This window comes from Actinomycetota bacterium (assembly GCA_030019255.1).
In the GTDB taxonomy this organism is placed as follows: domain Bacteria; phylum Actinomycetota; class Geothermincolia; order Geothermincolales; family RBG-13-55-18; genus Solincola_A.
Genome location: JASEFK010000001.1, coordinates 211,883 through 235,330, shown reverse-complemented (window position 1 = coordinate 235,330; position 23,448 = coordinate 211,883). Strand labels below are relative to the sequence as shown.

Genomic DNA, 23,448 nt, shown 5'->3' with positions numbered 1-23,448 from the left:
CACCTCCTTATACCATGACCATGCCCTCGAAGGTGGCGAAACCGCGCGCGTTGCGGAACCACAGCTCCACGGGATTGTCCCGGATGTAGCCGTGCCCGCCCATGATCTGCACCCCGCGGTCGCACACCATCATGGCCATGTCCGCCGCGTAATTCTTGGCCAGGGCGGCTTCCTTCTCGAAGTCCATGCCCTTATCGCAGCGCCAGGCGGCCTCCCAGACCAGGAGGCGCGTGGCGTCCACCTCGATGGCCATCTCGGCGATCATGAAGGCGATGGCCTGGCGGGAACCGATGGGCTCCCCGAAGGCGATGCGCTGGGTGGCGTAGTCCCGGGAGTGCTCCAGGGCCCGGCGGCTCATCCCCACCGCCAGGGCGGCCAGGGCCAGGCGGGAGCGGGATAGAAGGCGGAGGAAATCGCAGCCCTCCTCCTCGCCCAGCCGGCAGACCAAGGGCACCCGGCAGTCCTTGAAGTTCACCGGGTAGGTGGCCAGGGCCTTGATCCCCATGTTCTTCTCCCGGTCGCCGATCTCCACCCCCTTGGTCCCCACGGGGACGATGAAGCCATCCACACCGGAAAAGCCCATCCCGGGATTGGTGGCAGCGAAGACCAGCATGTGGTCCGATTCCTTGGCCAGGGGGACCAGACACTTCTTACCGTTGATGACGTACTCGTCACCGTCCCTCTCCGCCACCGCCCGCATGGCCGAGGGGCAGAAGTTGTAGTAAGGCTCCACCAGCGCGCTGGCGGCCGCCTTGTACTCCTCCCCGCAGAAGGCCGGAAGGTACTGCTTCTTCTGCGCCTCGGTCCCCTGGTCCAGCACGGAGATGACCAGCATGGAGGGGGCCATGAGATGCATGGCCATGGACAGGTCGCCCCATCCCAGCTCCTCCAGGGCGATGACCCCGGTCAGGGCGGAAAGCTCCTCCCCGAATCCCTCATATTCTTCGGGGATGCATCCTCCCAGAAGGCCCAGTTCCCATCCCTTGGCGATAACCTCCTGGGGTATCTCCCCCGACTCGTCGCTTTCCCGCATGGCTGGCTCCATGAGGTCGGCGGCGAAGGAGGATACGGTTTCCTGGACCAATTTCTGTTCGTCGTCCAACTCGAACGAAACCATACGCTTCACCCCTTACTTCTTTCCGGCTGCCAAGACTGTCTCGGTTCGGAGGCGGGAGAGCGGTGGACACTCCTTGACCGTCTCCCTTTCCCGGTTCCGCATCCTTCTCCGTCCCTTCCCTTTACCCACCTCCTCTCGGAGAAACACCCAGACCTTTCCCTTGACCTTACCGTAAAACGCCTTCTTCCGGCAGGGCCTCAGGGAGACCCCAGGGCGCTGCGCAGGGCGCGCCCCACGTCCCCTTCCGCCGGTATGAGGGCCCTTATGTGATACTCCACGATGGTGTCCGCCAGTTCATCAACGTCCATCCCGTTGCCCTTGAGGAGGTGCTCCATGATCAAGTAGACGGTGGAGCCCATGACTATGGAAGTCACCACTTCGACGTCGCATTCCCGCATCATACCCTTCCGGTACATGAGCTGGAACTCCTCCCGGAGCCTCTGCCTGGCCAGGATGGAGAGTTCCTCCACGCGGTCCGAGAAATCCTCGTCCTTGCCCAGCGCTTCCCGGTAGACGATGCTGGTGAGGTCGGGGTTCTCGCTGTGGTAGCGCAGAACCCGGGCCATGTTGTCCCTCCAGGTGCGCAAGACCTTCCCCTTTCCGGAGAGGGCCTCGACGAGCCGACGGTGGTTCTCCTCCAACACCTCCGCGTATCCCTGGAAGTAGGCTTCGATGAGCTCCCTGAATATGTCCCGCTTGGATTCGAAATAGAGATAGAAGGTCCCCCGGCCGATGGAGGACTCCTCCACGATGTCCGAGACCGAGGAGAGGCGGTACCCCTTTCGTGAGAACACCTTGGCGGCGCTGCGTAGGATGTGCTCGCGGCGTTCTGGAGCCTTCATCCTCTTCTTTGGAACTGACATGTCATTACTTTATCCATACGCGCCGCTCAAGTCAACCGAACCCCCCACACCGCCGTTTCCCGCACCGGGCCTTCAACGCAACCGCCGGTCCCAATCGTTGAGGACGATGGCCGCGTCGGCCACCCCGGAGATCATGGCCCCAGGCACCCCCAGGCCGGGATTGGTGCACTGGCCGGCCAGGTAGAGGCGCGGGATCAGGCGGGAACGGTAATTGGGCCGGAAGGGCCCCAGGTTGGTCAGGCTCATCTCGATGCCGAAAAAGGCGCCTTCCGCCACGTTCAGCCGCCTCTCCAGCTCCGTGGGGGGGACGGAATCCAGCCATTCCACCGCGTCCGCCAGGCCCGGCAGGCACCTGCCGTCCAAGAAACGCACTACCTCCCAGGCCCACTCCCCGGCTATGCGGTCCCAGTCGTGGTAACGCAGGCGGTAGGGCGCGATGTAGAAGACGGAAAGGACGTCCTTTCCCTCCGGGGCCAGGCCGGGATCGTCGAAGGTGGGGCACACCAGGAGGTAGGCGCCGTCCGCGGGGCGGTAGAGGAGGCCCCGGTCGTAGTAATCCACCCAGATGTTGTCCACCTGCTCCCTGGGGTTGGCCACCAGGGACATGTGGGCTCCGATGCCCTCGAGCTTCCGGGAGAGCCCCATGTGGATGAGGGGGGCGGGGATGGAGCACGGCTGTCTGCGCACGGTTCGCACCGCCCAGGAAGGAAGGTTCTCCTCCCCCACCAGTTTCAGGTAGGTGATCCTCGAGTGGGCGGTGGAGATAACCGCTCGGGAGGTCAGGGCGGTTCCGTCGACCAGCCTTACCCCACGTGCCTCCCCGCCCTTCACGATCAGTCTGTCCACCTCGGCGCCCAGACGGATGTCGGCTCCGAACCCCTCAGCGATGCGGGCCAGCGCCGTGGGGATGGCTATCATGCCCCCCCGCGGGTAGTAATAACCCATGCGCCCCATGTGGGCCATCATGGTGAAGAGGCCAGTGCAGCGGTGGGCGGGGAGCCCGGCGTAGAGGTTCTCCCACCCGAACATGAGCTGGAGGCGCGGATGGCGGAAATAGCTGCGCACGCACCTGTCCATATTCCGGAAAAGGAGCTTGAGGTTCACGGGGAGGGCGTAGACGATCTCCCGGTTGGCGGCCAGGCGCGCCAGGCTGGTAATCTTTGTCAGCTCTTGGAGCGCCGGCAAGGGGCGGCGGAGAAAGGACAGGTAGGCGTCGAACAGCTTGCCCATGTCCCGGCAGTAACGGTAATAGCCGTCCACGTCGCTCGGGGATATGCTCCGCACCACCTCGGCCATGGCGTCGATGTCTCGGGGGAGGGGATAGGCGCTGCCGTCCTCGAAATACACGTAGTAGACGGGGTCGATGACCTTCCAATCCAGGTAGTCCTCCAGGCGCAGGTCCAGGAGCTCGAAGAGCTTGTAATAGAACTCGTGCCCAATGACGAAGATGGCCCCCACCTCGGGCCGGAAGCCGTTCACGTCGTAGTTGGAGCAGCAACCCCCAAGCCTTTCCAGGCGCTCTAGGACCGCCACGCGCAGGCCCTGCTTGGAGAGGAGGCACGCCGCGGTCAGTCCGCTCACCCCGGCGCCCACCACGATGACGTCATACTGGTCAGCCATACCCGTCACCCCCTAAACGAACACCCGGAAGGGCAGTTCCCGGAGCTCGAACAGGGTCTTGCGCAGGCGCCGGCGGGCCTCTTCGTCGAGCCGGAAGGCCAGGGCGAACCCCAGGAAGAGCCCGCCCGCAAGGATGGCGGCCAGAAGCGGAGCGCGCCCGCGGGCTACCGAATCTCGGTCCATGGCGTACCTCCCGAATCCCCGGTACCCCTCCCAGGGCGCGCTTTAGTACGCCAAGTCATCCAAGGGAAGTTTAAGACTTTCGCCCCCGCTGCACAACCCGGTTGGTGTGATCTTCCATGCGGGTGTCCCTTTCCCGGTTTCGCAACCCCCCGCCCCAATACCGACCCTGGAGGAAGAAGTTCATTCGCCTCGGATTACTCCCGCCGTGAACATGCCCGCGAGGACTTTCGTCAGTCGACTGGAGAAACCGGGTTCGTAATCAGGGCTGCTAGCGTACAGGTGCTTTCCTCGATGGCCTGACCGTTCCCTTAATCGAAAGGCGGAAGGGGAATTTTCATCCTAAAGGGCGCGGGGCTCTTCCGCAACGTCCTTCATGACCTTTTTCAGCCTCTCCCGGGCCGCCGCCAGCACCCCCTGTCTATCCCGCAGCTCTTCCTGCGCTTCAAGGATCCTTCCAGCCCCCTCTTCCATCTCCCGCAAGGCCTTCTCTATCCCAATCTCGATGGCCTCCAGCGTTCCCTGGATAACCTCATCCACCCGGCAGGAAAGTGCGTTGACGCTTTTCTGGAGGCGCAGGAAAAAATCATAACGGACCCTCCCGCAGTGGCGATCGAAAAGGGTCAGCAATTCCGCCCTCTGTTTCCTCCTTATCAGGCGGCGGGAAAGGCCTCTTGGCAACATCCTGGAGATGGCCCCGAAGATGATCTCCAGGTCGGTGAGGGAATCTCCCATTTTGAACCAGAATTCCCCTTCATCACTCAGAACTATTTCCGTCTCCAGGCGGGGAAGCAACAGGCCGAAGAGGTCTCCAGCTATTTCCAGAATGCGGTTAGCGATGGCGTTGGCCCTGTCCATGTACATCCTCGCCATGGCACGGAAGGCATCGGATAGCCGCTCCTCCTGTATTTGCCTCCAGGAGAGGAAGGTCTCCCTGATCTCCTCGCGGATGAAATCAGCCAGGGCCTGGTTAAGGGAGGAACCGGAAAGCCCAGCGTTCTCCTCGAAAAAGGCGTCGAAGCGCTGTAGCAGGGGCGCCGTCTCCTCTTTCTTGAAACGCTCGATCTCCTCGTCCAGCATCTCCTTCACCAGGCGTTCGTGATCACCCCGAATGAGGAAACGGACTTCCTCCCGCTCCCTCCGTATCAATTCCATTTGCTCGCGGAAGGAGGCCACCTTCCTCAGGAGTTCCTCTCTGGGATGACCGATAAGCGCCATTTCCAGCTCCAAGGACGCGTATTCGTCGTCCAGGAGCCTCTGGAGCATCCTGGCGCTGGATTCCAGCAGCAGCCTACCCTTTTCTTTCATCAAAAAATCCTCGAGCGCGGCCAGAAAATCCGGCAGGCCGCTCCGTTCCAAAAGCGAGCCGTCACCCGTCACGGCCGCCTTGAGGGCCATTTTCGCGGACAGGGGATGGATCTCCAGGCCGTCAAGACCCACGGCTTCCGAGATGACCTGCCGGTTGAAGGCCAGGGATTCCTCCAAATCCTCCCGCTCCAGGTAATCGACCTTGTTCTGAACGAAGAAGACCTTCCGGACGTTGCTCCTTATGCGGTGAAGAAAATCCAGCTCCGATCGGCTCACGGGAGGGTCGGCCGAAAGCATGAAGATGACCGCGTCCGCGTGCTGGAGGAAAGAATATGCGGTCTCGTCGTTGTGGAGATAGGTGGATCCGGTTCCCGGAGTGTCCACCAGACATACCCCGTCCTTCAAAAACATCGAAGGGTAGAACACCTCCACGTATTTCACCCCTAAACGGTTCTCGGGGTTTCCCCTTTCGGTCACCAAAGCGGGCAATCCGGTCACCGGTATATCCTCGCTGCGGCCGTCGAGATAATGAACGGTGGCCCTGATGTTCTCCCCGTAACGAAGAATGGTGTTAATGGACGTGAGGGGCACCACCGAGCTCGGCAGGATTTCCGCTCCCAAAAGGCCGTTGATGAAGGTGGTCTTCCCTCGTTTGAACTGGCCCATGACCACCACGTGAAAATTCTCCGCCTTCAGCTTCCGCCTTACCCCTTCCAATCCCTCGCTAAGAGTGCGGGAAGCAGCAAATTCCGCGCCAAATTTCACATCATCGATAATGGCGAGGATCGAATCCCGGATCTCCTTGTACGAACTCATCCCTCTTCTCACCTTCCCTAAAAAAGAAGAGCTCCTACCTCTTGGGTAGAAGCTATCAGCCCCTTTAAGGGGGCAAAAGGCGAGCTTCATCGCCATTTCCCTGCGCCGCCCTCATGCTTCCGCGGCGGCATGAAATGCTGGATAAATTATAACCCTCGTTCGCCGAGCGTCAATCTCACCTTCTCACTTCCCAGTGGAGGTTGGTTCCTCGAAGGGATCGAAGGTCAGTCGTACGGCGCGGCTGGGCTGCGTGTAACCGGCCCGGGTACGCCAGTGGAGGACCGGCCATCCCCTTTCCTCGGCCATGATCCGCAGTCTCCGCTGAGGGTTCACCGCCACCGGATGTCCCACCGCTTCCAGGAGAGGGAGGTCGGCCAGGCTGTCGGAATAGAACCAGCACTCCGAAAGGTCCACCCCCCGTGCTGCGGCGTAAGCCCGGGCCAGCTGTTCCTTTCCCTCCCCGTAGGGCAGGGGCCGTTCCAGCTCGTCGGTAAGGTAACCATCGCGGACCGGGGCCACGGCGGCTATCTTGTCGTCCGCCCCCATCTGGACCCGTACCTTCTCGCAGATGTACTCCCCGGCCGCAGTGGCGATCACCGTGAGGTGTCCCCGGGCCTTGTGCTCCGCGATGCACTCCTCGCCCTCCCGGAATAGGCGGGGCATGATGCAGGCCTCGTAGGCCTCGTCAAGCATGCGGACGAGCTCCCCTATGGGGTACTTCCCGCACTCCTGGAAGGTCCAGCGATAGACCTCCTCTCGCGGCAGGCGGTTCAGCCGGTAGAGGATGGTGAACTTGAGGGCCTTCCACACCGCTTCCCAGCCCAGCAGGCCCTTCCTCACCATGTAGGCCACCACCAGGTTGCCGTTGGCCCCGTCCAGAAGGGTATGGTCCAGGTCGAAGAAGGCTATGGGTTGGCTTTCCATCTTATTCCATGGAGATCGTCGCCGTCGTATCGCCTATTACCATACAGCAATTCATCCTCCCCATCTAGCGAAGGGGAGATCACCCCTTTTCCTGAATTTGCTGCTCGTTTTGCCAGGATGATAGGGTGGTCTCTCTACCTTTTTCAACCCTGAAAGCGCCCACTAAGACGATACAGCATCTCCCTTCCCCTACCCGGCATGGCTTTCTTTGACCCTCGATTACATATCGGACAGGGGCGGTTCCGCTACCTCCTGGGAGCCGTCCTCACGAAAAAGTTTACCAAGGATGGCCATCTCCCGGGTCCCGGCCGCCATGCGGTTTCCGCCTTCTCCCTCAGGGCACGAAGGCCACCTTGATCGCCCGGTGCTTGCCCTTGTGGAGGGCCACGTCGAGGGCCTTCGGGTATTCTTCCAGGCTGAAGCGGTGAGTTACCAGGTGGGAGATGTCCACCCTCCTCTCCTTGAAGAGGCGCAGGGCGAGGGCGAAGGTATGCATACGCTCTCCCCCCCACTCCTCCTCTTGGTAAGCGTAGATACCGCGCAGGGTGAGCTCCTTCAGCCACACGGGAGTCCAGTCTATATGCCTGGGTTCCCCTATGCCCAGCATGTTGTACCACCCGCCGCCCTTCAGGATGCGCAGGGAGGTGTGCACGGTCTCCGTGTTGCCCACGGCGTCGAACACCCGGTCCACCCCCCCGATGAGAAGGGGCTTGACCAGGAGGGGGGTATGCATCTTGGCCCCGGTGAGCTCGGCCACCCGGCGGTAGAAGTCCTTCCCTCCCGGCCGCAGTACCTCCTCCGCCCCCATATCCCGGGCCACCCGGGAGTGGAAGGGGTCCACCTCCGCGGCCAACACCCGCACCTCCGGATGCAGGGCGCGCAGGGCGGCGATGGTGCACAACCCCATTACCCCGCAGCCGAAGACCAGCACCGTCTCCCCCGGCTTTAGGCGGTTGGCCAGTACCATGTGCAGGGTGGTGGCGAAGGGCTCGGTGAGCACGGCGTTCTCGTCGCTCACCCCGTCGGGTATCCTGTGGAGCTGGGAAACGTGGGCCAGCCCCATCTCGCTTATGTAACCGTGTATCCCCGCGGTGTTACCCTCGAACATCCCCGCCGGGAGGTTACCCTCCGTGAAGTTCTCACACAGCTGGTACCTCCCCTGGGCACACATGGGACAGGGGGGCTCGATGCCCCTCTGGCGACACCCAAGGATGGGCATAACCGTCACCCGGTCGCCCGGCTGGAAGCCCTCCACCGCCTCGCCCACCTCGGCGACCTCCCCGCATACCTCGTGTCCGATGACGAAGGGGAAGGAGGAAAAGGGGGCCAGGGTGAGGCTCTCGCGGCAGAGCACGATGCTCAGGTCGCTCCCGCAGAACCCGGACAGCCGGGGCTTGATCTTCACCCATTCCGGTCCCGGGAGCTCGGGTTCGTCGATCTCCCTCACCTTCGCCGGGGCCAGGTCAGTGGTCAGGACCTGGGGCCACCTGCGGGCCAGGGCCCCGGTGAGCAGGTACTTCGGGATGTTGTACTCGAACACCAGCGCCTTCATGCCGCATCCCTCCCCCGCCGAAACCGCCAGCCGACATTCTCTACATTATAAATTCACATTATAGCTTCATCGGTGGCATTTGGGCTCGGGCTTCTTTACATGGAGATTTCCCTAAAACTACCTGCTCTTTTTACGCGAACCTTTTCCCTCCACAGCTCCACCATGAGGGCCTGAGAGATGCGCCAAGTCTCAACGCCCCTTGAATTCCGGCTTGCGCTTCTGGAGGAATGAAGTTATTCCCTCCACCACGTCGGCCGTGGACACGGCGATGCCCTGGAAGGTGGCCTCGAAGTCCAAGCACGTGGAGAGATCGGACTCGAAGGAGCGGTTGAGCATGCGCTTTATCATCCCTATGGCCCGGGTGGGTCCTTCGGCCAGCCTCCTGGCCAGTTCCATGGCCTCCTCCATGAGCCTCTCGTGGGGTACCACCCGGTTCACCAGCCCCATCTCGTAGGCTCGCCGGGCGTCCACTGCCTCGCCGAAGAACATCAACTCCTTGGCCCGCGCCAGGCCCACCAGCCGGGGCAAAAAGAAGGTGCCCCCGGCGTCGGCCACCAGTCCCCGCCTCACGAAGACCTGGATGAAGCGGGCCTTCTCCGAGGCCACCAGGAGGTCGCAGGCCAACGCGAAATTACAGCCCGCCCCCGCCGCGTCGCCGTTGATGGCTCCCACCACCGGCTTTTCCATCTCCGCCATGGTCCGGATAAGGCGGGAATAGAGCCCCGCCGAGAGCCGCATTCCCATGGGTGTGTGCCCATCGCTGCGCGCCCCTCCCCCAGTCAAGTCGGCGCCGGTGCAGAAGCCGCGCCCCTCCCCGGTGACCACCACTGCCCGCACCTCGTCATCCTGTTCCAGTTCCTCGAACCTCCGGGTGAGGGCCTGGAGCATGTTGAAGTTGAAGGCGTTCAGTACCTCCGGCCGGTTTAGGGTCACCACCTCCACGGCTCCCTCGCGCCGGAAAAGCACCTCATCCATGGTCACCTCCTTGTACCCTGTTTCCATAATTTAACATATGGTTACTTTTTTCGTTCCAGCCCATTCAATTTCGTTTTTTCATCCACCCTCCGTCGCGGCCTCCAGCCTGGTCCTATCCCGGTAAAAAGCGCAAAAGATCCGGTCCCACAAGCTCACGCACGCATTCCCTGATCTCCCGCGCCGTGCGGCGCAGGAAATCCGTGGACTGGCCCAGCGGGTCGTCGATGGTGAAGCGGTGATCGTAGAGGTGAAAGTAATGGAGGAAGAAAAGGCGCAGCTTCTCGTTGAGGTCACCCTCGCCCGGCCCCTTCTCCAGCCCCTCCACGTGCCTTATCCACGACCTCAGCTCCACGAGGCGCTTCTCGGGATCCCGGGCCTTCAGGCGGTGTCCCTTCTCCCGTCCCTGGATGACGAACTCCTTGAGGGTGAAGACCTTGTCCACCGCCTCCTGGTATCGGGTGAGGAGGCGCTGGCTGTTGTGCATGGCCATGGTCAGGACGAGATCCGCCCTTCTTACGTCCTCCTCGCGGAGGGGGCGGGCACGGTGGCTTGAGACGTCCAATCCCCATTCTTCCATGATCCGCAATACCTCCCCGGGGGGCGGTTCTCCGTCGCGGGCATCCAGTCCCGCCGAGGACACCATCACCTCTCCTGCCGGTGCTCCGGAGTCCAGCGCCTCGCGCAGAAAGGCTTCGGCCATTACGCTCCGACAGATATTGCCGGTGCATACGAAAAGAATTTCCAAGCGTCCTCCTTCACCTCGGCGGCCGATCCCGACGGCAGCCTTTTAATATCTCCGCCGCTTTCTCCCTGGCGGATGGCCCCCTCGGGATTAGGGACCATAGACATTAACCGTGCACACGATTAACCCGTAAACGTGAAGGGTATCTCCAAGCAAATCTCCCCTTCCCGCTTTCGGCACCTTATCCCTCCCCGAACACCTCAGCCGCCTTCTCCAGGTAGACCTTGAGGTCCCCCTCGCTGAAACAGACGAAGTACACCTTCTTCAGGGAGGGATTGGCCTCCAGGACCTCCTTGACCGTGCGCAGGGCGATGGGCGCGGCACGTTCGATGGGGAAACCGTAGGCCCCGGTGGAGATGGAGGGGAAGGCCACCGTCTCCAACCCGTGCTGCACGGCCAGGGCCAGGCTGTTGCGGTAACAGTCGGCCAAAAGCCTGTCCTCGTCGCGATCACCTCCATGCCACACCGGGCCCACGGTATGGATGACGTGCTTGGCGGGAAGCCGGTACCCCCCGGTTATCTTGGCCTGCCCCGTCTCGCATCCCCCCAGGGTTCGACATTCCTCCAGGAGCTGGGGTCCCGCCGCCCGGTGGATGGCCCCGTCCACCCCACCCCCTCCCAGGAGGGACCTGTTGGCGGCGTTGACGATGGCATCCACCTCGAAGGTGGTGATGTCCCCCTTGGTGATGACCACTCGGCCGTTCATGTATTCCTTCACCGTTTCCACCTCCTTATAGCAAGAATTACCATCTCTATACTTCCTTTCCTGCGTCGCCTACTGGACTCCGCATTTGGCCCGCCTTAGGCCCACCAGGGAAAAGACGTCTCGTCTCCCCATGGCGTTAAGCGATCCAGCTTCCTGGTTTCACGGCACGGAATATTCTTTTCTCATGCCAGTTTACATGTCCCCTTAGTCGGCTCTCCGCCGTGTTCGAGGGGACATACTCTTTTCCACAGTTCCTTCTTCGTACCCGGCGATCCTCACGACTCGCCCCCGAGTCCTTCTCCGCCAGGAGGCTCCTCTTCCGGATAGAGAAGCTTCCTGGCCTCCGATGCTCCCTCATGTATCGCCTCCAGGAGGCGGCGTGGCTCCACCGCGTCCCCGACCGACACCGTCCGTAGGCCCATCTCCTCCGTGACCAGGAGTGGTTCCCGGCATGGCGCCGACCCTACCGCCCACACTACGCTGTCCGCCTCCAATACTTCCTCGGCGCTCCCGCGTAGGATGATGGCTCCCGACTTCGTCACCCGCATAACCCTGGACCCCAGCAGAAGCTTGCCGTGCTCGCGAAGGCGGCGATGGAGGTAATAACCGTGTGAGGTCAGGGGGGACACCGGTGGCGCCTCCGCCTCCTCCACCACCGTGACCTCGTGACCGCGATCGATGAGGAAATCGGCGGTCTCCATGCCCACCGGACCGGCGCCTACCACCAGCACCCGTTTCCCGGGCTTCACCTTCTCCAGCAGCACTTCTCTGGCCTCCAGGTTGTGAGGTAGATCCACTCCCGGGACGGAAGGGACGACGGGATCTGCCCCGCTGGCGGCCACCACCCCTTCCCAATCCCCCTCTTTAAAGACATCCCTCCAGTCGGACCTTCCCGTCTCCACCCGTACCCCGAGGTTCTCCAGGCGCCGGACCGCCCAGTCCACCCACCTGCGGTAGGGTTCCTTGTGCGGGGGTCGGGAGGCCGCCCGCAGCTGTCCTCCCACCTGGTCATCCCTCTCCAGCAAGCGGACTTCGGCCCCGCCCTCCCCGAGGGTCATGGCTGCCTGGAGACCCGCCGGCCCGGCGCCGATCACCAGGAAGGGGCCCCTTCGCGCCGTCGGGACCCGGAAGCGGCGCCATTCCATGCCGCATTCCGGGTTGACGGTGCAAGTGATGGAACGGAACTCGAACATAAGGCGCTCTATGCACCCCTGGTTGCAGGAAAGGCAGGGCCGGATGTCCTCGTGCCTCCCCTCCATGGCCTTGGCCAGGAAATGGGGGTCGGCCAGGTGCTGCCTTCCGAAGGCTACCAGGTCGGCGCGGCCGGAGGCCACCACCTCCTCCGCCAGGCGGGGGTCGTGGAGCTTGCCCACCACGATTACCGGTACTCCAACCGTTTCCCTCACCTTGGCCGCGTTATCCACGTTGATGCCCTCCGCATGGTGGAGGCCGGGACAGGTGGGGTTGCCCGGGGAGTCGTATACTCCCCTGGATACATGGAAGGCGTCCACCCCATCCTCCACCAGCAGGGGAAGCAGGGGCAGGAGGTAATCCAGGTGATAACCGCCCTTAACGTCCTCACTGGCCGAGAAACGGAAGATGACCGGGAAATCGCGGCCAGCTTCCTCTTTCACCGCCCGCACCACCTCGCGCGCGAAGCGGAAGCGCCCGGTGGCGTCGCCTCCATACTCGTCCTCCCGGCGGTTGGAATAGGGGGAGAGGAACTGGTTTACCAGGTAACCGTGGGCCCCGTGTACCTCCACGGCGTCGAAACCGGCCTCCCTGGCCCTCCTGGCCGCCGCGGCGTAACAGGCCACCAGGTCTCCTATCTCCTCCCGGGTCAGGGCCCGCGGTACCTGGCCCAGGGCCCTGCTAGGCAGGGGCGAGGGGGCCACAGGTTGACCCCCTATGACCTGTGGGAAGGTCTCCCGGCCGGCGTGGTGGAGCTGTGCCGCCACCGCCGCTCCCGCCTCCTTCACCGTCCCGGCCAGTTCCGAGAGGCCGGGGAGGAAGGAATCGTCGTAGATCGCCAGCTCGGAGGCGAAGCCCTTTCCCAGGGGGTGCACGGCCATCACCTCGGTGATGATGAGGCCCACCCCTCCTTCGGCGCGTGCCCGCAGATAGGCGGTGAGCCTGGGGGTGGGTTCGCCCTGTGGCGAGGCGTAGCCGGTGCCCATGGCGGGCATCACCGTGCGGTTGCGGAGCCTGAGGCCGCCGATCTGCACCGGTTCCCACAAGGAGCTCCCGGCCCTCACCACCTCGCTTCCCACCCTTCCCTCTCCCGACCTTCGATTCCGAATAGCCGTCTCGTTTTCCGAAGCCATTCTTTTTACCGTTCCAGCGGGGAGGATCAGGCGAAGACCTCGCGGCCCCCGTCGATGAGGAAGACCTGTCCGGTCACGTAACTGGAGGCGTCGGAGGCCAGGTAGATGGCCAGGCCCACCATCTCCTCCGGCTCAGCTATCCTGCCCAGGGGGATGGAGGCCAGGGCGGTCTTGAGGATGGCCTCGTTGCCCCACAAGGCCTGGCTGAAATGGGTGCGCACCAGCCCGGGCGCTATGGCGTTCACCCTCACTCCCTTGGGTCCCCATTCCTGGGCGAAGACCTTGGTGAGCATGTTCACCGCCGCCTTGGATATGGAATAAACTCCCAGGAAGGGCGTGGGGCAGAAGCCCGCCTCGGAGGAGATGTTGATCACCGATCCCGAACCCTTTTCACACAGCACCTTGCCCACCTTCTGGGTGAGGAAGAAGACCCCCTTGACGTTGACGTCCATGATCTTGTTCCAGGCGCCCTCCTCTATCTCCGCCGTGCTGCAGAAAACGGGGTTGGTGGCGGCGTTGTTCACCAGTATGTCTATGGTACCATATTTTTCCAGAGTACCCTGGACCAGCCTCTCGATGCCCTCCAGGTCCCCCATGTGGGTGGGGATAACGTGGGCCTCCCCTCCCCTCTCCAGGATGCCCTTGCGCACCTCTTCCAGGGCCTCCGCCTTCCGGCTGGCCAGCACCACCTTGGCCCCCATCTCGGCGAATCCCTCGGCGATGGCCTTCCCTATGCCGCGGCTCCCGCCGGTGATGATGGCCACCTTGTCCTGCAGGGAAAACTTCTCCTTGTACAACTTCACCTACCTCCTTCCGGTCCGCCCTCCTGGTGACGGCTCTCTTTACTGCCTTTCCCTCCCCGGGCGGAGAAGGACTCCCGCCGTTTCCACCCGCGGGAAGGCTTTCTTTCCCTCGACGGAATCAAATATCCCGACCGTATTAGTATAACCTTTCCAGGACGGAAACAGGCGGTGCCGCTTCGACGCAGGGAATCGGCTGCATGGAGCGAGGATCGAACCAAGGCTCAGGCGAGGGAGGAATCCAGCCTGATGCAGGTCCCCGCCTCGGAGAACATCTCGCGGAGTGCAAAAATGGGATGTCCGACCCCACGGAGCGGTTCGGATGCCGGGAACGGAGGCGTGAGGCGTTCAGGCAAGGGAGGAATCCAGCCTGATGCAGGTCCCCGCTGGGCTGAAGACAAAACGCGAGCCGAAGGCGGCAGATAACCGGCAGGACGCCTCCTGCCCCGTGCAGTGGGAGAAGGCCAGCCGCTGGGGGTCCATGTCCCGTAAAGCCCTTATGGTGGCCTCCAGCTGGTCCTTTCCCAGGAAGGACAAGTGCGAGCCTCCCACCACGGCCAGGATCCTCTCCTTTCCGGCGATCTCGCGGGCGTAAAGACAGGTGTTCACCGCCCCGGCATGGGCGCACCCCAGGACAACCACCAAGCCCTCGCCCGCGTCCACCACCATTCCCTGGTCGTCCAGGAAGGGATCCGCGACCAGCTCGCCTTCCCGCTCGCATTTCAGGTCCTGGTCGCCGGGCTCGAAATCCGTACGCCGGGGTATCTCCCCGGTTACCCACACGCCTTCCGCCAACTCCAGCGGCCCGCTGTTCTCCTCCCAGAGCGCTCCCGCGCTCTCCAGGAAATCCCTTCTCCAGGGGATACCGATGTAGCGCTTGAGGTCCCCCTTCTGGAAATACTTGGCATCCAGGGCCCGGGGGTGGCAGATCACCCTCTTCGGCCCCGTGCGCTGGAGTATAAAGGGCAGCCCCGCCGTGTGGTCGTAGTGGCCGTGGGATAGAACCACCGCCTCCACGCCGCGCAGGTCCAGGCCCAGGCGGTCTGCGTTCCGCCGCGCCGCCTCCCCTTGGCCCGCGTCCAGAAGGAACTTCCTTCCCTCCACCTCCACCAGCAGGGAAAGCCCGTGCTCCGCCTCGAAAACCGGCGGCGCCGCCGTGTTGTCGGAAAGCACCCAGATTCTGATCTCCCGCATGGTCGTCCCCTTTCCTCGTCGCGCACCTCCTTGCGGCGTCTGCTCCTTTCCCTCCTCTGATACGTCGCCGCCCCTCCTTATCCACCTGAGCCCGCCTCGACCCGCCTTATCTCCATCCGTCCCGGCGTAAGGAGTGCTTTTCGGCTTGTGGACCCCCCAGCGGCCGCGTGCTCCCTCCTCCCGCGCCGGGCCTTGGCACGTCCCGTTCCCGCGTGCTTGACTCCTTTCCCCATCCTGCCCTCCCGGGATGGATAAATCTTTATAGCATATGAATTTTACCATCCCGCCCTCCATGCTTCGTGTGCGGCCGTCTCTCCCTGGGCGCAATCCCCGATACCTTCCCCGGCCCGCGGATGGACAGGGCGCGAAACCCTAAATGCTTTGCCCGTTCCGGAGGAAGGAAAGGCGGGTTCCCCCGGTGTCCATGACCGGATGGCAGGAGAGCCCGCTTTTACGGATGGACCCGACGGTCCATCGACAGCCGGTCCAAAAGGACGCGAGCGGGAAGCTAGAGCCGGAGGAATGGATGCGGTTGGTTGGGGAGGTACCCTGGCACACAAATTATGAGCCCGGTGAACCCGGACCGGGAAGACGGGTGAAAGGCCTCCCGTTTTATGCTTAAATTACCTGCAGGTGCCCGAATTTCGGAGTGGAAGACATGCGCGTTTTGCCCTTTCGCCTCCCAGCCAGACCCGGAAGGCCTTTTTTCACCCCCGGCCACCGGCCTTCGCCGGCCACGGCCCGAGGAGTTGATGCCGTTCACCGCCTTCCCTCGCGTCACCGCGCCGGACGCTTTGTTTTGCCGCCCTTGTTCCTGGGCCTCTTCCTGCTGGCATACGCGGCGGCGTTCTTCCCGCCCGCCACCCACGCCCAGCCGGTTTACACCTACGATGCCTTCCACTCCCGCTACCAGGTCCGGCCGGACGGGACGGTGCTCGTGCAGCACCGTGTCACCTACCGCTTCGAGGACCCCTCGGGATGGGTGGGCCTCACCGTCCCCGCCAAGCTGGGCAGGGTGGTCGACGCCCGTGTCCTGGACGGAGGGGGCGAACCCCTGCCGGAAGAACTCTGGGACCTGGAGCGGAAGGATAACGGAGTCATACTGTGGTTCAACCCCTCGAATTCGGAAGGACCAGTCACCGTAATCTACGAATACCTCGTTACCGGAGCCCTTAAGGCGGAGGGGGAACGGGTCTTCCTGCACTGGACGGGAGTGCCCGTGGAACGCTCCTCTCCGGTACTCGAGTCCTCCGTGTCCGTGGAGCTCCCCGCGTCCGTTTCTCCCGGAGAGCTCCAGCTGCAGGTAAAGACCGCCAATTACAGGGGGCAGGTCCAGAAGCGCGTGGTGGGAGACCGGCAAGCGGTCGCCGAGCTGGAAGGGCTGGAGAGCCAGACCTCCTACGAGTTCACGGCCTCATGGCCGTCGCGCATCATGGACCTCACCGGCGCCGGCTTCACCTCCCAGGAACCCGCCGCCGGCGAGGAGGAGCCTACCGAGAACCTCAGGAGTTGGGAGTTCGAGCGCTTCGACGTGGACATCACCGTGCATCCCGACGCCACCTTCACCGTCCGCGAGACCCAGGTGGTGCGTTTTCAGGGAAGTTTCACTTACCTTACCAGGGACATCCCCACCCGGGTTGCGGCGTTCGAGGAGGGCAGGACCTACGGGAAGGTGCACATACGCGATTTCGTGGTCTATGACCTGGAAGGAAATCCCCTGGATACCGACTCCTGGGTGTTGGAGGACACGGACGGCGGAAGGAGAGTGCACCTCACCTTCCAGGCCACCGACCAGACCCTGGGATGGATAATCGAATACCGGATCAGTGGAGCCATCATCTTCGCCCCGGAATACGACCGCCTCCGCTGGAACGCCGTCTCCCGCTTCCGGGAGGCGAACATCGCCTCCTCGCGGGTCACGGTGAGGCTGCCCGAAGGCGTGGACCAGGAGGCGGTGAAAACGGCTGTCAACGTGGACCCCTACGCCCCTCCGCGGAAGTACGACCTCGGGAAGGAGGACGGATTACTTTGGTGGGAGGCCGCGGACGTCCCGCCCTTCACCACCTTCACCCTGGACGTGGCCTTCCCCAAGGGCCTGGTGGCAGTTCCCTGGGCCTACCGGCGCTCCGCCGGCGCGGTGGGCATCGCCTCCGGGGCTGCCATCATGCTGGGCACCCTGGCCGTCATGCTCGCCCTCTGGTGGAGGAAGGCCAGGGAGGCGGGGGGCCGGAGAGGCCACGTGGTGCGCTACGACCCTCCGGAGGGCCTGTCCCCCGCCATGGTGGGCATGCTGGTGCGACAGAGTCCCGACGTGGCGGACATCACCGCCACCATCGTGGATCTTGCCAGGCGCGGTCACCTTACCATCTTCGAGGAGGAGAGGAGGGGCATCATCCGCCGGCGCATCTTCGGGTTCCAGCGTCTCAACAGGGAATCTACCGGCCTTCTGCCCTACGAGGAACGGTTACTCAACGACCTCTTCGCGTCGGGAGACAGGGTCACGGAGGACGACCTTAAGGGCAAGTTCCACACCCATCTCCAAGCCCTCAAGGAGGACATCATCAAAGAGGTTCTGGCCAGAGGGCTTTTCTCGCGCGACCCGGCCAAGCTGCGGCGCACTTACATGCATATCGGCTGGGGATTCCTCGGCCTGTCGGCTGCCCTTTACTTCTTACTTCCCCACCTATTCGACCCCGGATGGCTGTGGGTTCCCGCGCTGGCACCCGCGCCCGCGGGCGTAATCGTCTGGGCGGTGGGATGGGCCATGCCCCGGCGTTCGCGGGCCGGTTCCCGAGCCTACGGGGAAGCCATGGGCTTCAGGGAATACCTGGTCACCGCGGAGAAGCCTGCGCCGGAGCACATGACGCCGGAACATTTCGAGAAGAACCTCCCCTACGCCCTGGTCCTGGGCGTCGTGGAGCAGTGGGCGCGCAAGTTCGAGGGCCTTCATGAACAACCCCCCACCTGGTTCAGCGCCACCGATCCCGCAGGGGGGGCCGTGCTCCTGGGCCGCACCCTGGACTCCATGAACGGGAGCCTCACGCGGACGTTATCCTCGCGGCCATCCTCCAAGGGCTCCGGCGGCGTCTTCGAGGGCGGGCACTCCGGCAGCGATTTCGGAGGGGGCGGGTCCTCCGCCGGCTGAACCATCCGCAACATTCTGGCTTAACGCCCAGGGGCGCAAATGGCGGGGGTAACCCTTTTCAGGGGTGGCTTCCCTAGATCTTCCGTCGATTCGGCAAGCGAAAATTCGGGTAAAAACCCCCATGCCGGCCGGCAAAACGGGGGCTTATAACGTTCACGGGCGGTGGGGATGGTCGTGCGGGTGTTGGTGGACGTGGCTGTGCGGGTGACTGTGTTCCCCTTCCGTTCCCTCCGGATGTTCGTGGTTGTGGGCATGTAGATGAGAATAGGCCGACAGGACCTGCAGGCGGACGGCGGCCTCCACCGCCTCCTGCAAGTCCTTTTGCGCCTCCGCCAGATCCTTCCTGGCCTCCTCCAGCCGGCCGGAAACCTCCTCCCATCCCAGGTTCCCGGCCAGGGCCTCCAGCTGGGCCAGGGAGGAATCTTCCTCCCGCAGACGACCCAGCGCCTGCCGGAGGACCACCTTCAGCACCAGCGGCGAACGGTCCTCGTGCTCGCTCATGGGAAGATTATAACTCAATATCCCAGCCACGCAAGGAAGGTTAGCTGGAAACGCCTTCCAGGACACCGGCGCTGGCCCCACTCCCGGGGCCCAATGTCGACTGGCCCTCCCATTGCCCTTTCGGGGAGTCCGTTTTTCCGGAAAAGGCTCACTTTTCCTATTTTCGAGGATTAAAACGACGGTCAGCCTCGAGTTCAAATGCCGTTTCAGTGGAATACGAACGCCTCCACGGTGACGCCGGGAAGTCGAAGGTCCCTTTTGGCGGCTCAGGCGGGACTGACCCGCACCTCGAGGTCCCCCTCGCCGGACATGCTCCAGGCGACCCGGCTGCCCTCCCTTCCGGCCATGACCTCGTAAGCTCCCTGGAAAAGCCCCGCCATGAGCAGGGGAACGCAGGCGTTGTGCAGGACGAGACTCAATCCCTCCTCCCCCAAGCGGATCTCCTCGAGGAGTCCCAGCCCACGGACGGCCAGCATCTCCCTGATGCCCTCGGTGCCGCCCTCCAGCTCCTCCCGGCGCAGGGTGCGCACGGTGAACCTCCTCTGGGCCTCGATGATGGTGTCCGGGATGGCCTCTCCCAGCTCGGATTCCAGGTCCAGGAAAACCGCTTCCAGGCCAGCAGGACCGAATACGGCCATCCTCCTGCCCGTGGAGGGATCGGTGATGGTCCCCGTCATGGAATCCCAGCGGCAGGAGGCCACCGCGGCGGGAACCCCGCATGAAGGGCATCTTCGCAGGTCCACCTTCCCCGGCCGGTAAGCGTAGCGCGGCGGCTGCAGCCGTTCCGCGAGCTCCACGGGATGGGAGGCGATGTTGATGGAGATTTCATAGGAGTTGGGCGCCACTTCCTCGTAGCGCACCCAGCTCTCGCGCCCGTCGATAGCTTCCCAGGCCCCCAGTCCCTCCCCGCAGAAGAAGTACAGGGAGTGCGGGTTGCTTATCAACATGGTCACGTAATCGTCGTCCCGGAAGCGCAACCTCTTTCCCGAAAGGCGCACGTTGCCGTAGCCGTAGGCCATGCCGGTGACGCTGAGCCGCCGTATCATGGCCTTAAGGCCCACGTAGCGGGCCATCTTCCTCACCGGGGCGGGCATGAGCTTCTCCACGTATTCCCTGACCTCCCGGCGTTTGCTCTCGATGACGATATGCCCGATGGGCACCCCGATGATCTCCTCAATGCCCTGAAAGAGCTGGTCCAGGTTCTCCGACTCGTAGAAAAGCATACGGTGGTCGGGATCCTTGGTCTGGATGACGACCCCGTTCTCCCGCCAGGTCAGCTCCTTGCCTACCAGGACGGGCACCCCACAGCCCGCACACCGCCTCATCGTCTTACCTCCCTCTCCCCGGTACCCGGCGAACCGCCGCACCCCCGGCGTTCCCTCCGGTATCGCCATCCGGCCGCCAGGAGCTTTCACGTTCCATCACGGCCCTGCGCTCGACTTGAGCCTTATCTCAAACCCACCGCTCCCGGTCGGGTTTCCCCTTTCGCCTTCCCGCGTCCGCTATTCGTCTGTTAAGGTATTATAGACCGTCAAACCGACGTTATCCCTAGGAAGGCGGCGCAAAATGACCGTGGCCGTGGTGACAGATAGCCAGACCTGCATCCCCGCCTCCATGGCGGAGGAACTGGGCATCACCGTTCTCCCCTTCACCCTCCAGCTAGACGGCACCTCCTACCGGGACGGCGTGGACATAACCCCGCAGGAATTCTACGAGCTTCTCCCCCGCCTATCCCAGCCGGCCAGCACCTCCGCCGTATCCCCGGGTGTTTTCCTCGAGGCCTTCGCCGAGCTTTCCTCGAGATCGGACGGGATCCTCGTAGTGACCATCTCCTCCACCATGAGCGCTACTTACAACAACGCCCGCCTGGCGGCGGAGACCTTTCATGATGCCAGGGTGGAGGTGCTGGATTCCCGCACCGCGGCCATGGCGCAGGGCCTGGTCGTCCTGGAGGTCGCCCGCGCTGCCCGCCATGGCGAGCCGCTGGAGGAATGCCTGCGCCTAGGACAAGAACTCTGCGCCTCCGCCGAGCTCTTCGCCTACATCTCCACCTTCGAATTCCTGCGCAAGAGCGGGCGGGTCAAGGCCATCACCGCCCTGGCCGCCGAGGCGCTCTCCATCAAGCCCGTGTTCCGCTTCAAGGACGGCGATGCCGTGCTGGTTTCCAGGAAGCGCTCACCAGCCAAGGCCCGCCGCTTCATCGCCGCCCGGGTTAGGGAGTTCTACGAGCGGCGGGGACCCCTGCGCGTCGCCGTCTTCCACGCTTCCGCCCCGGAGGAAGCGGACCAGCTGGCGGACATGATACGGGAAGGGGCGGAGACGAGGGGAGAGATCATCGTTTCCCAGTTCACCCCGGTCATGGGATGCCACACCGGCCCGGGGGTGGTGGGGGCGGCCTTCCTCTAGGCGCGGGGCAGGCTCCTTCCCGGTCCGGCCTCCAGTTCCTTCTCCCCGACAAGTATACCTTTTCCGCTCTCCTCCAGCCTCTGTCGAAGAGGAAGGAAGGCCACCGAGGCGATTAGCACTCCAGCGGTGAACATGGCGATGGTGGTTCCCCAGACATGAAGGCGGAAGACCCCCAGGTGGAGGCGAAACTCGCCCACCGCGCCCGCCAGGCCCGCGGCTAGCGCCGCCCCCAGCAGCAGGAATACGCGGGACACGGAGTGGAAGACGGCGAAGGCTTTTCCCCGGTTCCGGTCCTCGATGACCTCCTGGACCATGGTGATGCCGGTGAGGAAGATGGCCGAGAAGGCGGCCCCGAACACCAGGGCGGCCAGGTAGGCCATGAACATCACCGTAATCAGGGACATCCAGACCAGCGTTCCTCCCGCGCAGAGCAGCCCCAGCTTGAAGATGAACCACTTGGCCCTGACCCGGGCCAGGAACTGCAGGCCCACGATGCCCACCAGCATCCCCAGCCCGAAGAGGGCCATGAGGAAACCGAACTGGGTGTCGTTCCCGCCCAGCACCTCGTGCACGTAGACCACCCCTACGGCGAAGAGCGAACCGCCGCCCAGGGTGCCGGTGGCCAGGGCCGCGGTCAGGGTGCGCATGAAGCGGTTGCGGAAAGCGAAGGTGAGCATGGAGCGCAGGTCCACCTTCTCCTTCTCCTTTTTCTCCTCCCGGCTGATGATGAGGGGCCTGGATATGCGCTTGATCATGAGGGCGGAGAAGAAGAAGGTGAGGGCATCGGCCAGGAGCGAAAAGGCGTAAGGGTGGTCAGAGAAGAAGACCATCCCCTCCAGGCCGCGCAGGAGGGGAGAGCTTCCCACCGTGAGCAGGGCGAAGAAGGCAGCGGCCAGGGGTATGGACCCGTAAGCACTTCCCAGGGTCATGGAGTTGGCCATGGTGAGGCGGTTTTCCCCCTCCACCAGGTTAGGGAGGCTGGCGTCCCTAGCGGCCAGGTAGATGATGGTGATGAATTCCATGCAGAAGATGAGTACGTAGAGATAGGCCAGGGAATCCAGGACCGCCACCCACATGATGAGAAGCCCGCGTAAAACGTCGCAGTAGATGAGAATCTTCTTGCGGTCCCAACGATCGCTTATCCAAGTGGCCACTGCGCCGGAGAAGGCCGAGGGCACGATGCGCAGGACCAGAAGCCCGGCCACCGCCGCCGGGGAGCGACTGCGGTTCCAGACCAAGGCCATGAGAGCGAAGGTGGCCAGCCAGTCCCCGATGGAGGATACCGACTGCCCCACCCATAGGCGGCGGAAATCCCGGTTGGCCCACAGCGCCCGGAGGTCCTCCAGCACACCGCCGGCCAGTTCCTTGGCTCCCCGAGGGTGAGTCTCCTCCCCTCCGGCTCCCTCCGTCCCTACTCCATTCCCGCCTCGTTCAGGCATCTGCCGCTCCGCCCGAATCCCTAACCGGCCCCGGGATCCATCCTCCGGCGCGTCGGCTATTCCGTCTCCCGGTCATAGATAAGCCGGTTCCAGAGCACCCTGCGGGGGTCCTCCACCAATTTCTTCTTCCCCACCCCGGGACTTCCCTGCGCCCGCCGCAGAAGCGTCAGCACCAGGACCCCCAGGGTGAAGGCCAGCAATCCTGCGTGCCTTCCCCACCGCCAGGCCAGCACGGGAAGCAGGAAAAGGGCCAGGAGGTTCATCTCCGCGGTGTGACGGGTGAAGACCCCCAGGGCCAGGAAGGCCACCAGCACCAGCCCTTCGAAGGGGAGGAGGATGAGGGTCCCGGTTAAAGCCATGGCCATCCCCCTCCCGCCCTGGAAACCCAGGTAGAAAGGCCAGTTGTGCCCGGCGATGGCCGCCAGCCCCGCGGCGGCCTGCCAGCCGGCGCTCCATCCCAGGGCCCGGGCCACGAGGAGCACCGCCGCCTCCTCAGCGCAGTCGGCGAAGAAGGCCACCGCCGCCTTCCCCTTGCCCAGGTGCGCGGCCAGGTTGGAGGCTCCCAGGTTCCCGCTCCCGCTGCGGCGCAGGTCCAGGCCCAGCTCCCTCCGGGCCAGGATATGGGACAGGTTCACCGTTCCCAGCAGGTAAGCGGATATCAGCAACAGGACCCGGGCCGCGGTTTTCAATTCCACCTCCCTAAAGCCGCGGAACGCCGTCCCCGTTCATGATAACACCAGTGCACCCTCCTCGGGCGGGTATGCTTTCCTGTTAGATTTTACCATTCCCGTTACCGGTCCCCGCGGGGAGGCCCTCCACCCGGAAGGGGAGGAATC

19 protein-coding genes and 1 riboswitch are annotated in these 23,448 nt (G+C 63.6%); of the genes, 2 read left to right on the top strand and 17 right to left on the bottom strand.

Translation table 11 applies throughout. The features are described from left to right. Nucleotides 1–7 precede the first annotated feature (7 nt). From QME84_01100 to QME84_01040, 13 genes are all read right to left on the bottom strand, one after another. Entirely contained in the window at nt 8–1,117 is a 1,110-nt protein-coding gene (locus tag QME84_01100; protein MDI6872873.1) for an acyl-CoA dehydrogenase family protein, read from the bottom strand. Nucleotides 1,118–1,314: 197 nt separating this feature from the next. Beyond that, nucleotides 1,315–1,959 (bottom strand): TetR/AcrR family transcriptional regulator, encoded by a 645-nt coding sequence (locus QME84_01095; GenBank protein ID MDI6872872.1) that lies wholly within the window; start codon nt 1,957–1,959, stop codon nt 1,315–1,317. A 93-nt stretch (nt 1,960–2,052) separates the two neighbouring features. After that, a complete protein-coding gene (gene crtI / locus QME84_01090) occupies nt 2,053–3,600 on the bottom strand; it encodes a phytoene desaturase family protein (protein MDI6872871.1) in 1,548 nt (515 codons plus the stop codon). 12 nt (nt 3,601–3,612) lie between these two features. After that, entirely contained in the window at nt 3,613–3,783 is a 171-nt protein-coding gene (locus tag QME84_01085; protein MDI6872870.1) for a hypothetical protein, read from the bottom strand. 339 nt (nt 3,784–4,122) lie between these two features. After that, a complete protein-coding gene (locus tag QME84_01080) occupies nt 4,123–5,805 on the bottom strand; it encodes a dynamin family protein (GenBank protein ID MDI6872869.1) in 1,683 nt (560 codons plus the stop codon). A 138-nt stretch (nt 5,806–5,943) separates the two neighbouring features. Beyond that, nucleotides 5,944–6,007: riboswitch (Fluoride riboswitch) on the bottom strand. 80 nt (nt 6,008–6,087) lie between these two features. Further along, nucleotides 6,088–6,828, bottom strand: coding sequence for an HAD family hydrolase (locus QME84_01075; GenBank protein MDI6872868.1), 741 nt, complete (start codon nt 6,826–6,828; stop codon nt 6,088–6,090). 334 nt (nt 6,829–7,162) lie between these two features. Then, nucleotides 7,163–8,380, bottom strand: a complete 1,218-nt coding sequence (locus QME84_01070) for a zinc-binding dehydrogenase (GenBank protein MDI6872867.1) — start codon at nt 8,378–8,380, stop codon at nt 7,163–7,165. 189 nt (nt 8,381–8,569) lie between these two features. Beyond that, entirely contained in the window at nt 8,570–9,355 is a 786-nt protein-coding gene (locus QME84_01065; GenBank protein ID MDI6872866.1) for an enoyl-CoA hydratase-related protein, read from the bottom strand. Nucleotides 9,356–9,467: 112 nt separating this feature from the next. After that, nucleotides 9,468–10,100 (bottom strand): hypothetical protein, encoded by a 633-nt coding sequence (locus QME84_01060; protein MDI6872865.1) that lies wholly within the window; start codon nt 10,098–10,100, stop codon nt 9,468–9,470. A gap of 178 nt (nt 10,101–10,278) precedes the next feature. After that, complete coding sequence (locus QME84_01055) at nt 10,279–10,803, bottom strand: O-acetyl-ADP-ribose deacetylase (GenBank protein ID MDI6872864.1); 525 nt, start codon at nt 10,801–10,803, stop codon at nt 10,279–10,281. Between the two features lie 275 nt (nt 10,804–11,078). After that, on the bottom strand, nt 11,079–13,073 hold the full coding sequence (locus tag QME84_01050) for an NAD(P)/FAD-dependent oxidoreductase (protein MDI6872863.1): 1,995 nt from the start codon (nt 13,071–13,073) through the stop codon (nt 11,079–11,081). An 80-nt stretch (nt 13,074–13,153) separates the two neighbouring features. Beyond that, complete coding sequence (locus QME84_01045; GenBank protein ID MDI6872862.1) at nt 13,154–13,930, bottom strand: glucose 1-dehydrogenase; 777 nt, start codon at nt 13,928–13,930, stop codon at nt 13,154–13,156. A 345-nt stretch (nt 13,931–14,275) separates the two neighbouring features. Then, the gene (locus QME84_01040; protein MDI6872861.1) at nt 14,276–15,121 is read right to left on the bottom strand and encodes an MBL fold metallo-hydrolase; all 846 of its coding nucleotides are present in this window, start codon (nt 15,119–15,121) and stop codon (nt 14,276–14,278) included. Nucleotides 15,122–15,920: 799 nt separating this feature from the next. On the opposite strand from QME84_01040, the gene QME84_01035 reads away from it, so the two are divergent. Continuing rightward, on the top strand, nt 15,921–18,266 hold the full coding sequence (locus tag QME84_01035; protein ID MDI6872860.1) for a DUF2207 domain-containing protein: 2,346 nt from the start codon (nt 15,921–15,923) through the stop codon (nt 18,264–18,266). Between the two features lie 153 nt (nt 18,267–18,419). Here the strand turns inward: QME84_01035 and QME84_01030 are convergent, their stop codons facing one another. Next, nucleotides 18,420–18,767 (bottom strand): hypothetical protein, encoded by a 348-nt coding sequence (locus QME84_01030; GenBank protein ID MDI6872859.1) that lies wholly within the window; start codon nt 18,765–18,767, stop codon nt 18,420–18,422. 266 nt (nt 18,768–19,033) lie between these two features. Next, nucleotides 19,034–20,092 carry a hypothetical protein gene (locus QME84_01025; protein MDI6872858.1) on the bottom strand — a complete coding sequence of 353 codons (1,059 nt, stop codon included), beginning with the start codon at nt 20,090–20,092 and terminating at the stop codon, nt 19,034–19,036. 241 nt (nt 20,093–20,333) lie between these two features. Here QME84_01025 and QME84_01020 point away from each other — a divergent pair, with 241 nt between their 5' ends. Then, entirely contained in the window at nt 20,334–21,173 is an 840-nt protein-coding gene (locus QME84_01020; GenBank protein MDI6872857.1) for a DegV family protein, read from the top strand. Here the strand turns inward: QME84_01020 and QME84_01015 are convergent. Together QME84_01015 and QME84_01010 are read right to left on the bottom strand one after the other, a co-directional pair. Beyond that, a complete protein-coding gene (locus QME84_01015) occupies nt 21,170–22,612 on the bottom strand; it encodes an MFS transporter (GenBank protein MDI6872856.1) in 1,443 nt (480 codons plus the stop codon). The two genes, QME84_01020 and QME84_01015, sit on opposite strands and share 4 nt — an antisense overlap. Nucleotides 22,613–22,668: 56 nt before the next feature. Then, complete coding sequence (locus QME84_01010; protein ID MDI6872855.1) at nt 22,669–23,301, bottom strand: glycerol-3-phosphate acyltransferase; 633 nt, start codon at nt 23,299–23,301, stop codon at nt 22,669–22,671. Between the last annotated feature and the right edge of the window lie 147 nt (nt 23,302–23,448).